This is a genomic window from Sulfurimonas sp. (genome assembly GCF_028694605.1).
Classification (GTDB): domain Bacteria; phylum Campylobacterota; class Campylobacteria; order Campylobacterales; family Sulfurimonadaceae; genus Sulfurimonas.
Genome location: NZ_JAQVKP010000012.1, coordinates 1 through 13,810, shown reverse-complemented (window position 1 = coordinate 13,810; position 13,810 = coordinate 1). Strand labels below are relative to the sequence as shown.

At 37.8% G+C, this 13,810-nt stretch carries 12 protein-coding genes and 1 pseudogene; 9 read left to right on the top strand and 4 right to left on the bottom strand.

The features are described 5' to 3' along the window. Window positions 1–55: 55 nt before the first annotated feature. Both PHY84_RS11190 and PHY84_RS08275 read left to right on the top strand, forming a co-directional pair. Window positions 56–160, top strand: a pseudogene (locus tag PHY84_RS11190) (Fic family protein); the annotation flags it as partial. A 96-nt stretch (window positions 161–256) separates the two neighbouring features. Next, window positions 257–634 carry a hypothetical protein gene (locus PHY84_RS08275; RefSeq protein ID WP_299858908.1) on the top strand — a complete coding sequence of 126 codons (378 nt, stop codon included), beginning with the start codon at window positions 257–259 and terminating at the stop codon, window positions 632–634. A 26-nt stretch (window positions 635–660) separates the two neighbouring features. On the opposite strand, the gene holA is transcribed toward PHY84_RS08275, so the two are convergent. Genes holA through PHY84_RS08260 form a run of 3 tightly spaced genes read right to left on the bottom strand, consistent with a single transcriptional unit; the run spans window position 661 to window position 4,383 of the window. Further along, the gene (gene holA, locus PHY84_RS08270; RefSeq protein WP_299858907.1) at window positions 661–1,623 is read right to left on the bottom strand and encodes a DNA polymerase III subunit delta; all 963 of its coding nucleotides are present in this window, start codon (window positions 1,621–1,623) and stop codon (window positions 661–663) included. 10 nt (window positions 1,624–1,633) lie between these two features. Next, window positions 1,634–3,577, bottom strand: coding sequence for a ribonuclease R family protein (locus PHY84_RS08265; RefSeq protein ID WP_299858906.1), 1,944 nt, complete (start codon window positions 3,575–3,577; stop codon window positions 1,634–1,636). Window positions 3,578–3,585: 8 nt separating this feature from the next. Continuing rightward, complete coding sequence (locus PHY84_RS08260; protein ID WP_299858905.1) at window positions 3,586–4,383, bottom strand: HDOD domain-containing protein; 798 nt, start codon at window positions 4,381–4,383, stop codon at window positions 3,586–3,588. A gap of 122 nt (window positions 4,384–4,505) precedes the next feature. Between PHY84_RS08260 and PHY84_RS08255 the strand changes: the two genes are divergently transcribed. The 3 genes from PHY84_RS08255 (at window position 4,506) to purL (ending at window position 7,660) form a co-directional block, all read left to right on the top strand. Then, window positions 4,506–4,832 carry a hypothetical protein gene (locus PHY84_RS08255; protein ID WP_299858904.1) on the top strand — a complete coding sequence of 109 codons (327 nt, stop codon included), beginning with the start codon at window positions 4,506–4,508 and terminating at the stop codon, window positions 4,830–4,832. 12 nt (window positions 4,833–4,844) lie between these two features. After that, window positions 4,845–5,369, top strand: a complete 525-nt coding sequence (gene greA, locus PHY84_RS08250) for a transcription elongation factor GreA (RefSeq protein WP_299858903.1) — start codon at window positions 4,845–4,847, stop codon at window positions 5,367–5,369. Window positions 5,370–5,443: 74 nt separating this feature from the next. Further along, window positions 5,444–7,660: a phosphoribosylformylglycinamidine synthase subunit PurL gene (gene purL / locus PHY84_RS08245; protein WP_299858902.1), complete on the top strand. Its 2,217-nt coding sequence runs from the start codon at window positions 5,444–5,446 to the stop codon at window positions 7,658–7,660. On the opposite strand, the gene PHY84_RS08240 is transcribed toward purL, so the two are convergent. Beyond that, a complete protein-coding gene (locus tag PHY84_RS08240) occupies window positions 7,657–8,346 on the bottom strand; it encodes an MOSC domain-containing protein (RefSeq protein WP_299858901.1) in 690 nt (229 codons plus the stop codon). The genes purL and PHY84_RS08240 overlap by 4 nt on opposite strands. Before the next feature lie 177 nt (window positions 8,347–8,523). Here PHY84_RS08240 and PHY84_RS08235 point away from each other — a divergent pair, with 177 nt between their 5' ends. The 4 genes from PHY84_RS08235 to PHY84_RS08220 all read left to right on the top strand — a co-directional run bounded on the left by PHY84_RS08235 (window position 8,524) and on the right by PHY84_RS08220 (window position 13,651). Further along, complete coding sequence (locus PHY84_RS08235; RefSeq protein WP_299858900.1) at window positions 8,524–10,488, top strand: EAL domain-containing protein; 1,965 nt, start codon at window positions 8,524–8,526, stop codon at window positions 10,486–10,488. 115 nt (window positions 10,489–10,603) lie between these two features. Then, complete coding sequence (gene purH, locus PHY84_RS08230) at window positions 10,604–12,139, top strand: bifunctional phosphoribosylaminoimidazolecarboxamide formyltransferase/IMP cyclohydrolase (protein WP_299858899.1); 1,536 nt, start codon at window positions 10,604–10,606, stop codon at window positions 12,137–12,139. Between the two features lie 236 nt (window positions 12,140–12,375). Continuing rightward, a complete protein-coding gene (locus tag PHY84_RS08225) occupies window positions 12,376–12,948 on the top strand; it encodes a hypothetical protein (RefSeq protein ID WP_299858898.1) in 573 nt (190 codons plus the stop codon). Beyond that, complete coding sequence (locus tag PHY84_RS08220; protein ID WP_299858897.1) at window positions 12,923–13,651, top strand: nucleotidyl transferase AbiEii/AbiGii toxin family protein; 729 nt, start codon at window positions 12,923–12,925, stop codon at window positions 13,649–13,651. Before PHY84_RS08225 ends, PHY84_RS08220 begins: the two co-directional genes overlap by 26 nt. The last annotated feature ends 159 nt before the right edge of the window (window positions 13,652–13,810 follow it).

Genomic DNA, 13,810 nt, shown 5'->3' with positions numbered 1-13,810 from the left:
AGCTAACAACATTTCAAAGGTTTAGATTCAAGGCGAACTTTACTTGGCGATATAAATATCGTTAAGTGATATATACATTAAAAGTGCAATAGCACATCTGTGGTTTGTATCTATCCATCCTTATGATGATGGAAATGGAAGGATATCAAGAGCAATTACGGATTATCTACTTTCCAAAAATACAAAGGTTACAAACTTTAAACTATATTCAATATCTACGGCTATCAATAATGATAGAAAAGGCTATTATGATATTTTGGATAAAACTACAAATCTTTTTATAAATAAAACATTCGATATTACTCCTTGGCTTATTTGGCATTTACAAATATTAAAAAATGCTATTGTGATGGCTCTAAAAAATATAGAATATTTGGTGCAAAAAACTAAATTTTGGGATAGATATCGCCAATTTCCGCTTAATGAACGACAAATTAAAGTTTTAAACAAAATTCTTGATGTGGGAAATGAAAATTTTGAAGGCGGTATTAGTACAAAAAAATATATATCTATTACAAAGGTAAGTAAAGCTACGGCTATAAGAGATATGGCTCTCTTGCTTGAGTATGGGTGTATTCAGCAAATTGAAGGCACAAGCGGAAGAAATGTACGATATGAACTTCAAAATTATTGAGTACAAGTTTTTTTTCTTGTTATTTTCTACAACAACTTAACAAATCTAAGGAGTGTAGATAGCAATATAGCGTTTTTGTCAACATGTGAGCTTTTCATCTTGAGTTCGGCTTCCAAAAGAAGCTCATGGAGTTTGTAGTATAGCGGTGGTTTTATCTTAAGTGAGGCAGCGGCTTTTTCATCTACTGCAAACTTTGGAGCGTTATAGCCGAGTATCTCTATGGCGTTTGGTGCGCCGTTTAGACGTATGTAGATGTTAAACATGTAGAGCTGGGTAAGGTAGGATGTAAGAGCCGTTAGGATGCGAATCTCATCTTCACCATGTCCTAAAAGGCTCTCCAAGTCACTTTTGAAATCTTTCTTGCCTAAAACTTTTTTGATAAAATCATCAATGCTTACCTCTGCAAGCCCAAAAATTAGTGCATCTATATCTTTGGTAGTGATGGGCTTATCGTAGATGCTTAGTTTTTCTATCTCATTGCATGAGAGTCCTATGTCGCCACTGTGGATATTTAGTAGGTGATTAAGCCCCTCTTTGTCTATGGCAACACTACTTTCACGAGCGATTTGAGCAAGAGTTGCAAGCGCTTCCGTATGGTTTGGATGAAAAAATCTTACGCACATTGTTTTTGTATTTGCGGGCGGTTTTGCGTAGGCTGTGTAGTCGCTTCCATAGTAGGCATAGACAAAAATGTTGTCGGAATTTTTTTCACATTGCTCAAAAAGTGTATCTAACTCTTTTTTTGGTATTTTTTTCTCGCTTTTGATGATAAGCACATTTTGGTCTCCAAAGAGTGAAGCTTGTGAGAGGTGTGCTTTTGCCACGCTAAAGTCATACTCATCAAAGTAGAGTTTGAGCATGGAAGCACCCTCACGGTTTGAGAGTATCTCGGTGTATCTGTCGATAAGAAAACTACTTTCTCCAAAGAGGATGAAACTGTTGGAGAGCTTCTTGTTTTTTATGTAGTTGTCTAACTCGTTTTTGTACATGATGAAGGACTTAATCTTTTTCTATAATGGCAACAACAGAGCCATAAATCTTTGCTTTTGCAATATCTACTTTGTCGATTCTCACCTTTACGTCATCAAAAAGAGTGGCATTCATGGAATGGATGATGAGAAATCTTGCCCCTTGAAGCGTGTCGTGAAGCTCTGCTTTAAAAAATGGGTCGGTTGCAGTTACTCTTGCTTGAAAAACCTCACCAAGATGCTCGTTTGCCCAGCGTGCAAATTTGCGTGCCATAAACTCCACTTCCACCGTTGCGGCTTCCCTCTCTTTTTCGCTTACACTCATGCAGAGTGATTCTATGTTTCTAAGCACATAGGAGCCTTGCTCAGTGTCTTTGTTTGCGATAGCTTTTAAAAGCCTATGTACGATAAGGTCGGAGTAGCGTCTGATGGGCGAAGTGAAGTGTGTATATTCTTCAAATCCAAGCCCAAAATGTCCTGCATTTATCGGTGCATAGCGTGCCTGCATCTGAGACTGGATGATAAGCGTGTCCACCTCACTTGAGATTCCCATTTCAGCCGCTTGTTTTTGCATCTGCTCAATCGTCTCTTTTAGCGATTTTTTGATATCTATAAACATGCCGATTCCAGCCAATTCTTGGTAGAGATTTTGCAGTTTCATCTGGCTTGGCGGTTCGTGGATACGAAAAATACCTTTTTTAAATCTCTTTGCCGCTTCCTTGTTGGCTAGCAGCATACAATCTTCTATAAGCGCATGAGACGGAGTTTCTTCTGCATATGTAGTGCTTACGATATTGGTCTGCTCGTCGATGAACATCTCAAGTTCATGGGAGCGAAAGTTATAGCCGACTTTAAGCCTCTTCTCTCTTAGTGCATCTGTGATAACTCTAAGTTTGTCAATCGAGGCAAAGATAATCTCCTCAGATACGTTTTTGGGCTGCAATGCACCCTCAAAATAAGCATCTATCTCTTCATAGTTAAATCTTCTTTGTGAATGGATAATGGCTTCATACACTTTTGAACTGCTTACCTCAAGCGTGCCGAGGTCAAGTTTCATCTCAAAAACATAAGCAAGTCTGTCTTTATGCGGCTGCAATGAACAGAGTGTTTCGCTAAGTTCTCGTGGCAGCATAGGGATGGAACGGTGCGGTAGATAGATGGAAAAGCTTCTGTAAATCGCCTCGTTATCGATAGCTCCAAAAGGGGTGACATACTCGCTTACATCGGCTATAGCGACATAAAGTGTGGTTGTTTCTTCATCGTAGCAGATAGCATCGTCAAAATCTTTTGCAGTAACTGGGTCGATGGTGCAAAACGGAAGCTTTCTTAAGTCAACTCTTTTTGGGTAGAGTGAAGCATCAACCTCTTTGAACGAGCGTGAGAGTTCAAGCACTTCTTCGCTAAAAGCGTCATGTTTGTTAAACTGTGCAAGGACAATCTTCTCATCTATCAGAGGGTCTTTTATGTTTCCAAGACACTCCATGATGGTTAAGTCTTGATTGTTAATCTTAAAAACATCGCCTTGGTTATAGGAGTTTAGCTCTTGCGGGCTTATCTCAATACCGATTGGAAAATCAGTTTTTAAGTCAACTAAAGATTTTCGTCCCTCTTTTACGACGATATAAGCGACACTGTAAGTTTGCGCACGTCCTACTATCTCAACTATTTTTCCACTCGGAGTACCGCGTTTGCCAAGAAGTCTCTGAACGATAACAAGATCACCTTCAGTTGCTTTTGTGCTCTCGACATCTTCGATATAAAGGTCATGAACATACTCGCCGATGACATTGAGATATGCAGTGCCGTTTTGGATAAGCCCAAGTGTTCCGGCACGGTACTTTGAGTTGAACTTGTAAAGAGTATCTTTTTTTGTGATGTACTCTTTTGCAAAAAAGTCGTTAACATACTCTAGCTCATCTTTGGCGATGTCTTGCTCATCAAGCCCGTGGGTAAGTCTAATAAGAAGGGACTTCATCACAACGCTTACATATTTTCAAGAGCTTTTTCAAAACTTTCCATATCAAGACTGTATTTGATAATAAGTTCTTTTGCCGCAGCGACACTCTGCTCTGTTATGACACCGTTGATAGGGACTGCTGTGCGGACAACCTGTAAGATTTTTGCTGCTTTTTGCACATCTTCTTTGGCTTTTTCCGGATCGCCGCAGTGGCGGATAGTCTCAACAAGTCCTGATTCAAATCTCCAATGCTCAAAGATGGTCCCGCTTACTTCAGGTGTGTCAACGCCAGCAACTTCTCTCTCCGCTTCTTCAACACTCTCAAGAGTTGCAAGTGCTTCTTTGAACTTCTCTTGTGTTTTGTCTGCCATAATCTGTTGAGCTATCAAAACTTTGCCAATCTCAACCAAAAACGCTGCAGGAGAGAGAATGCCCAAAAGTTTTGCCTCTTTTCTCAGACACCATGAAGTAACAAGTGCATGCTGTTTTTTAGAGAGCGCCGAGAACATGTCATTAGTGATGCCATACGCAGAAAAATCAAGCGTAAAGCTCTTCTTCACGATACTGGCAAGTGCAAAACCGCGTACCGTTCCCATCCCAAAAAGACCTACTGCTTGGTTGATAGTGTTGATTTCACGGCTAAATCCATAGAGCGGAGAGTTGGCAGCTTTTAAAATGTCGGCAGTTAAGAGAGGATCTTTTTCTAAAATCTTTACCATATCATTAAACGTACTGTCTGGGTCCTGATAAACCGCCTCTATCTGCATTGCAGACTCCGGAAGCGGGGGGAGCTGTTTGATTTTTTTTAGTATCTCTTCGGTCATGTAATGCTCTCTTTTGTAGCTAAAAATTTGATTTGATGATACATTTATGTTTATAAAAAAGCACTGAATATTTACAAAATATCGTTACCATATACCGACAAAATTGTAAAAAGGAAAAATCTATGCAAAGAGAAGCAGTTCTGGTTCAGTTAGGGTATGTGCCAAATGAGGCGTTACTTAAACAACTTGAGAAGATTGAAGAAAATACACAAGGGTATGAGAAAATACAAAAACATATCATGGACTTAAACGACCACTTAAGAGTGGATGACGCTTATGTCGCAATGTCAAATTCAAATGACTGCTTTAAAATCAAAATAGACACTCCATCCCCTGAGATGGCGCAGGAAGCGCATGAAAAAGTTAAGCATTTCAGCGAAAAATATAAAGTAAAAGTTGAAAAACTAGACAATAAAAACACCTACTACATAGTAGGGTTTAACGCATAAAGAGGTAGATGTTTGCAAGAGCCTATGAGTGTTGAGGGATATGATATGTTAGTGGGGGAGTTTAAGTTTTTGCTTGAAGTGGAAAAGCCAAAAGTTGCACATGAAAAACTTGTTGCGGCGGCTTTGGGAGACAGAAGCGAAAATGCGGACTATCAAGCGGCAAAAGAGAAGCTTCGCCACATTGACAAAAGGCTTTTTTATCTCAACTCACTGATACAAAAAGCTCAAATCATCGACCCGTCCCGCCTCTCTCATGAGCGGGTTAGTTTTGGAAGCAGCGTACGCATCTGCAACATTGAAACCGATGAAGAGGAGTGTTATACGATTTGCGGTGTTTTAGAGTCTGAGCCGGAAAACGGGCTTATAAGCATACACTCCCCGCTTGCCCGTGCGCTTCTTGGCAAAGAGGCAGATGATCAGTTTAAGCTACAGCTTCCAAACGGAAAAAAAGAGTATGAAATTTTAGAGATTTTCTACAAAAATATCTTTTCGCTCAAAAAAAATATCCGCACCAAAGAGCACTTCTCTTTTCATTAGAGGTACCCTTAAAACTCTTTTTACCTCACATTGGATATAATCACCGCTTAAAAACCAAATTTTTAGGATTCCCCGTGAGCCAACAACTAGAAAACATTGAAAAAGTACTTGCATCACATAAGCTTTCAAGCGATGATTATGCGCATATTAAGCAGATTTTAGGGCGTGAGCCTAATCTTGTTGAGATTGGGATTTTTTCCGCAATGTGGAGCGAACACTGTAGCTATAAATCTTCAAAAGTTCACTTAAGCGGATTTCCGACAAAAGCTCCGTGGGTTATTCAAGGTCCGGGTGAAAATGCGGGTGTTATAGACATAGGAGACGGCTATGCAGCGGTATTTAAGATGGAGTCGCATAACCACCCAAGCTTTATAGAACCGTACCAAGGGGCTGCAACGGGTGTAGGCGGAATCATGCGTGATGTATTTACTATGGGTGCCAGACCTATTGCAAACTTAAATGCTCTTAGATTTGGAAATGTTTTAAACGACGATAAAGTCTCAGCTCATCAAAGATACCTTGTCCGCGGTGTTGTAGCGGGTATCGGCGGTTACGGAAACTGTATGGGAGTTCCGACAATCGGCGGAGAGACAAGTTTTGACGAGTGCTATAACGGTAATATTTTGGTAAATGCTTTTACGCTGGGACTTGCAAAAAGTGATGAGATATTTTACGGCAGAGCTGACGGTATAGGAAACCCTGTTATTTATGTAGGCGCAAAAACCGGTCGTGACGGTCTTGGCGGAGCTGTTATGAGTTCGGATAGTTTCACTGAAGAGTCAAAATCTCTTCGTCCGACTGTTCAAGTAGGAGATCCTTTTACGGAAAAACTTCTGCTAGAAGCTTGTTTAGAGCTATTTAAAACTGACCATGTCGTAGGTATCCAAGATATGGGTGCGGCGGGGCTTACTTCCAGTTCATTCGAGATGGCAGGACGTAGCGGAAGCGGCATGATTATGCATTTAGATAGAGTTCCTGCCCGTGAAGAAGGTATGCAGCCATACGACTTTATGTTAAGCGAATCTCAAGAGAGAATGCTTCTTTGTGCGAAAAAGGGAAGCGAAGCCGAAATCATCAAGATATTTGAGAAGTGGGATTTGGATGCTGCGGTTATCGGTGAGGTAACGAACACCGGAAACATGGAGCTTTTCTGGCATGGAGAAAAAGTAGCGGAAGTTCCTGTAAATCCTGTAAGCGAAGAAGCACCTGTTCTTAAACGCCCGATGGTTCGCCCTGCATACTTAGACAAAATTGCAGATGTTACTATCAACGATTTTCCTCGCGTATCAAACCAAGAGGCATTTGAGAGACTTACGAAGTCTATGGAAGTGGTTGATAAATCATGGATATATACTCAGTATGACTCAATGGTGCAGACGAATACCATCAAAAAAGGCGGTATGCTTGACGCTTCCGTTATCCGTGTAAAAGAGAACGGCAAAGCACTTGCAATGTCGGCTGACTGTAATGTCCGTTACTGCTACATAGACCCAAAAGGCGGAGCGGCGGCAGCGGTTATCGAGAGCGGTAGAAATGTTGCTATGAGCGGGGCCAGACCTTTGGCGATTACTGATTGTCTTAACTTTGGAAACCCAGAAAATCCTGAGGTTATGTGGCAGTTCGGCGAGAGCTGTTTGGGTATCAAAGAGGCTTGTGCGGCACTGAGTACTCCTGTTATCGGCGGCAATGTTTCGCTTTACAATGAGACAAACGGTGTATCTGTTTTCCCAACTCCATCTATCGCAACGGTTGGCGTAAACGATGACGCAAACAAAGTTTTGATGTCAAGTTTTCAAGAAGAGGGAAATTCTATTTATCTTGTAGGAGAGAGTGCAAGTGAGTTTGGCGGTTCTCTTTACATGAAAGAGATTTGCGGTACGGTTGCCGGAAAACTTCCTGAAGTTGACTACGAAAAAGAGCTTTATCTTTGGGATTTGGTTATTGAGGCAAACAAAAGAGGGCTGCTTAGATGCGCTAAAGATGCAAGCAGCGGCGGTGTTGCTATAGCATTGGCAAAAATGGCGGCGGTAAGCGGTCTTGGATGTAGTGCAAGAATGTTGGTTGAAGACGAGAGAGACATCTTCTCTGAGACTATGAGCCGTGCTATCGTAGAGGTAAGACAAGAAGATGCTGCTTCATTTGAATCATTAAGCGGAGGTCAAATGTTTTGTCAAAAAATCGGAACTGTAGGCGGAGATAAAATCAAAATCAATAATGTTGAGATGAGCATGAGTGAGCTTCAAGACAACTACTTTAACACATTTAAAAGAGTAATCGAGAGAGATATCTAATCTACTCTCATATACTCAAGTGAAAATTCTCCCTCAATTCTCTTCTCTATGCTTGTTCTGTAAGACGGAGCAATAGAGGGGATAGTTAAGATTTTTTCCAAAATTTCTCTATGCATGATGGGGTTGGCAAAAGCCATATTTGCATCAAGAATCGAGATACGCTCCTCCTCGTGCGGGAGAACAACAATTTCATCACCTGCTTTTATAAACCCTTCTTCAAGAACACGATAGTACCAGCCTGTAAGTCCCGTTGCGTAAATCTCATGAGTAAATTTTTTGTTGTTCCACCGTTTTGATATCTTCCAGCATGGTTTTCTAGGTTGTGAGACTTGGAGTATGACCTCGCTGATTTTGTGGATGTCGCCTAAACATACACTGCTTTCATGAAGTCCTGAGATAGTGAGATTTTCAGCAAGCGCACCAAAAGGTATCTCCTTGCCTAAAAACTCACTCCACTCATTGTAATTTTCGTAACTATTGGCAAAAATGGCTTTCTCCTCTCCGCCATGATGTACTTTGTCGGCCACTTCATCGCCGCTTAGACCTAGTTTGCCAGCCCAGAGTCTCTCAAGTGTAGGCTCTTTAAAAGAGCCGCTTTCCCAGTATTTACCCAAAAAATCTTTAGACTCTTTTTTACCGTACGCTTTTACTTTACCGATTTGAAGAGAAATTACTTTACTGCTCATTTATCAACCTTATAAAATAGATATTTTAATAAAAAACACCATATTAGAGTTTTTGCGGAACTTTATTTTAAAAAATAGTATTAAAACAAAGTTTAAAATTTTTTTAAGTATAATACGCGATATATATTTTTTCATATTACTTTAAGACAACTACTATAAAAAGGCTTTAGCGCAGTTATGAACAATAAAACAACATATACCAGAATAACTGCAAAAATCATGTTGATAACACTTGTTTTTACTCTTATATCCGCCTTTATATACGGTGAGTATATGAAAAAAAATGCAATATCCAGTCTTGCGCATGTGGATGCAAAAAAAACTAGTATGTTGGTTTTTGAAAGTTTATACTCCGCTATGCAAAAGGGATGGAATAAAGAGGATTTAAGAGAAATTATTATCAGATTAAACCGTGTAGATCCGTCTATGAAAGTTGATGTTTACAGAACGGAGACGGTATCGGAAATTTTTGGCGTTATAGAAAAGGACAGGCGGGCTATCGGTACAAATCTTGATATACAAAAAGCTATGAACGGCGAAGAGATATTGAATATATCCAATTCAAATTTTATAAGATACTACTATCCCGTTACGGCAAAACAGGATTGCCTTAGATGCCATACAAATGCCAAAGAGAACGATGTACTTGGTATTATAGATATATCGTACCCAGTAGTCAATCTAAAAATATCGCTAGATGAGATGATAAACTTTTTTATTATATTTATCACTATATTTTCACTTGTGGTTTTTATAGCCGTATTTATCGAGTTTAACCAGTATATTATTAAGCCAATCAAAAATTTTTCAAATGTCATTCAAAGCATAACAAAGTCGCATGATATGAAAAAAAGAGTAGAAGTAAATGATAACATAGAGGAGATAGACTCCATAAAAGATGTTTTTAATACTATGCTAGACTCAATCGAACATCAATTTTATTATGACAGTTTAACGGGATTGGAAAATAGAAGACGATTAACCGAAAGACTGGAAGAGAAGAAAAACTCATTTTTGATGATTATAAATATAGACTCTTTTCAGGAGATAAACGATTTATACGGAAATGAAGCGGGTGATTCTATTCTTAAAGATTTTGCCGAGTTTTTAAAGGAAAATATGTTTGGTGGCAATGCGTTGTACAGGCTTCATTCAGATGAGTTTTCATATCTGTGCGACAAAGCTATGGATATAGAAGTGTTTAAGATATTTGCGTCTGTGTTAAGTGAAAAAATTTCACAAAAAAGTTTTAAAATCGACGGCAACAGCGAGGTAAGCTTAAGCGCAACATTCGGCATCTCCTATGGCTATGAGACATTGCTTGAAAATGCGGATATTGCGCTAAAAATTGCAAAGAAAAACAAAAAAGACTTTTTGGTGTATGATGAAAAAACTATGTATATGGCAAAAGAGTACGAAAAAAACTTTGACTGGACAAAACGCTTAAAAAAAGCGATAGAAGAAGACAGAATAGTACCGATTTTTCAACCTATAGTAGATTGTAAAACACAAGAGATAGTGAAGTATGAGGCATTGATAAGAATGATTGACGCTAATGGGGTATATATTTCGCCTGTTCATTTTTTAGAATTAGCCAAGAAAAATAAACTTTATCATCAGCTTACAAAAATAATAGTTGAAAAAACATTCCAAAAATTCCAAAATTTACCATATTCGGTATCCATAAATATCTCTGTCGAAGATATTTTGAATAAAGAAGTAAATAAATTTATTATAGATAGACTAAAAGAGAGTTCAATAGGCGAAAAAATAGTCTTTGAGATAATAGAGTCCGAAGGCATAGAAAATTTTGAGCAGGTTTTGGAATTTATAGACAATGTTAAAAAATACGGAGTAAGAATAGCGATAGATGATTTTGGAACAGGATACTCAAATTTTGATTATCTTATGAAACTCAAAGTTGACTACATAAAGATAGATGGCTCAATGATAAAGGGCGTAGATATAGACGGTAATTCTCAAATGATTACGAAAACAATCGTAAATTTTGCTAAAAATATGGGGATTAAAACCATAGCCGAGTTTGTACACTCTAAAAATGTTTTTCAAAAAGTTCAAGAACTCGAAGTGGATTTTTCACAAGGCTATTATTTTGGAGAACCGACAGATACTATCGTTTAAAATTCTTCCATCTTAAAAACTTCATAAGCCACCTCTCATTTCATTTTTTTAAGTTTACCATCTTCTAATCTCAATTGAGATAAAATTCGTCAATTTATTTTTTTAGGAAATTTTCATGAAAAGAGCGTTGGTAAGCGTAAGCGATAAGAGCGGTGTGGTTGAGTTTTGCACATCTTTGGTAAAAAACGGTTTTGAAATCATCTCCACGGGTGGAACATACAAGATACTTGTTGAAAACGGCATCAAAGCTATTGAGATAGATGAGGTTACAAAGTTTCCAGAGTGTTTTGAAGGTCGCGTAAAAACTCTAAACCCGTTTGTGCATGGCGGAATTTTGCATCGCCGTGACAAGCAGTCGCATTTAGATCAGGCAAAAGAGCTTGGGGTAGAGGCGATTGACCTTGTTTGTGTAAATCTCTATCCGTTTAAAGCTACAATCGAAAAAACTGATGATTTTGAAGAGATTATAGAAAACATCGACATCGGCGGACCTGCTATGGTTCGCTCGGCTGCAAAAAACTTTGACAGTGTTATGATAGTTACCGATGCAAATGACTATGCAAAAGTTATAGATGCGATAGAGAATGAGAAAAATACGCTGGAGTTTAGAAGAGGCTTAATGATAAAAGCTTACGAGCATACGGCGGCTTATGACTCTATGATAGCAAACTATATGAACAAGCGTTTCAACGGCGGCTTTGGCGAAAAACAGTTTATAGTCGGAAATAAAGTGATGAATACCCGTTATGGCGAAAATCCTCATCAAAACGGCGCTTTGTACGAATTTGACAAACACTATACAAACAACTTTAAAACCCTAAAAGGCGAAGCGAGTTTTAACAACCTAAACGACCTAAGCGGTGCGGTCAAAATTGCCTCTGCTTTTGGAAGCGAAAATGCTATCTGTATAACAAAGCATGGAAATCCTTGCGGATTTGCTATCCGTGACAATCTTGTGGATGCTTATGTTGAAGCTCTAAAATGTGACCCTGTATCGGCGTTTGGCGGTGTTGTGGCGGTAAACGGTGTTGTAACAAAAGAGTTGGCACTAAAGATGAATGAGATTTTTTTAGAGGTTATCATTGCAGGGCGTTTTACAGAGGAAGCGCTAGAAGTTTTTGAGAGCAAAAAACGCATCAAGCTCTTTGAAATGGGTTGTGACAAGCTTGTTTTGGCAAACGATGAAAAAGACTTTAAACATATAGACGGTGGATTTGTATATCAAGACGCCGACAAAGTAAGTGACGATGAAGTTAAAAATGCAAAACTTATGACTACAAGAGAAGCAACCGCTCAGGAGAAGAAAGATATGGAGATTGCGTATAAAGTAGCATCTCTTACAAAATCAAACTGTGTCGTTTATGTAAAAAATTCTGCTATGGTGGCTGTGGGCATGGGAATGACTAGCCGTGTAGATGCGAGTCAATGCGCACTTAAAAAAGCAAAAGAGATGGGGCTTGATGTAGCAGGTGCAGCACTTGCAAGCGAAGCATTCTTCCCATTCCGTGATAGCATAGACGCAGCTGCCGCAGCAGGCGTAAAAAGTGTCATAGAACCGGGCGGAAGCATAAGAGACGATGAGGTTATCGCTGCTGCCAATGAGTATGGTATGAGCTTATACTTCTCAGGAGTTAGACACTTTTTGCACTAAATCTAAAAAAAGCCTCTATTAAAGAGGCTTTTATCTATTTATTAAATTAGTTATTTTGAAAAATAATCTTTATTTACTCAAATCCCTTATCGTAATTTTCTTTTTGTATTCTAAAAGCCCACGGCTAACTGCTACAAGAGCATCAAAATTTATACATAACTACACATAAAGTTGACAATATTATCTATATATGATAATATTTTAAGTAATATTTATTATCGTAGTGGGATAACTTTATGATAGCACCGATAGACTTTATAAAAGAAAAATATATCAATCCAAATAAAATCACTCAAGATAAATTGTGCGAGTCGCTTGATATTGGTAAAAAAACCATAAGTGAACTCTATCAACACAAAAGAGGTTTTACCATCCATACAGCTAAAAAATTTGCAAAGTTTTTCAATCTAAAACCTGAGTTTATTTTAATGAAACAGTTAGAGTATGACCTTGCAAATGACAAAGAAGGGTATTTTGACATTAAGCCTTTTGAAGTAATAAATGAAGAGGAGATGAAGCTAAATAGTGCCAAGTGGATATTGGCTACTATCAATAACTCTATAAGTGATAAGAATATGCACTATAGAGTTAATGACCTGTATGAAATATTTACAAGAACTAAAATAGATAAACAATACAACTATGCAATAGCAACGCTTTTTAGAGAAGTCTCTTATGAAGATGTTGTTAAGTACTGTAAGCTTTACGGTATTAAGAAAAAGGCAATAAAAAGAGTATATGAGTATTATTTAGATCAGTTCAACGCAAAGGCAATAAAAGAGTATGAGTGGCTATTTGAAGAACTTTAAAATACAGATAGAGGCACTAAATAAAGTTTACCATGAATTGATACAAGGTATTGAGAATCAAGTCACTCTTAAAAACTGGTGGGTATTTGGCGGCGGGACTGCGTTGGCAATGTTTCATTTTAATCATAGAAAATCTTTTGATATAGATATTTTTGTAACGGAAGCCCAAGTTTTTGATTTTTTAAATCCTAAGTGGTATATAGATGAGACAACGCTGTTTGACCAAACTGAGTACAGATTTGACGGTATGAATAATCATGTGCAATTAAAAACCAAAGACGATATAAAAGTGGATTTTTTACTCAATGAAGCAATTATAAACAGACCTATTTTAAACACAGTAATACCGCTTGATTTTGAGCTGTACTATGAGAGTGTAGAAGATATAATCGCTAAAAAGGTCAAGTGGAGAAAAGAGGACAATTTAACAAGAGATATTTTTGATTTAGCGGTTGCCATCTCAAAAAATAAGGATATTTTAAAAGACTTGGTAGAATCTCGATTTATAAGCTATGAAGATTTAGATAAATTGAGTGAAAGTTTAGATTCTCTTAATGAAGATTTGTACTATGCTGAACTTGAAAAGATAGAACCTCAAGGTGATGAGTATTTAGATATAGCAAACAGAGCAAAAGAGATTATTCAGACGAGTATAGAAAAACTAAACAATTTGAAAAAAATTAGACAATTATTTAAAAAATAGAGATTTTATGAATGGTTACAAAAATAAAATTATTAGAGCCACTTGCAGATTCCCGCAAACAACCAATAATTTAAGCTAATTTAAATTTTAAAAAGCCTTTTGAAATCATGTAAATGTTATAATTTTTTACCACAAAAATAATACAAAACATCAATCAAA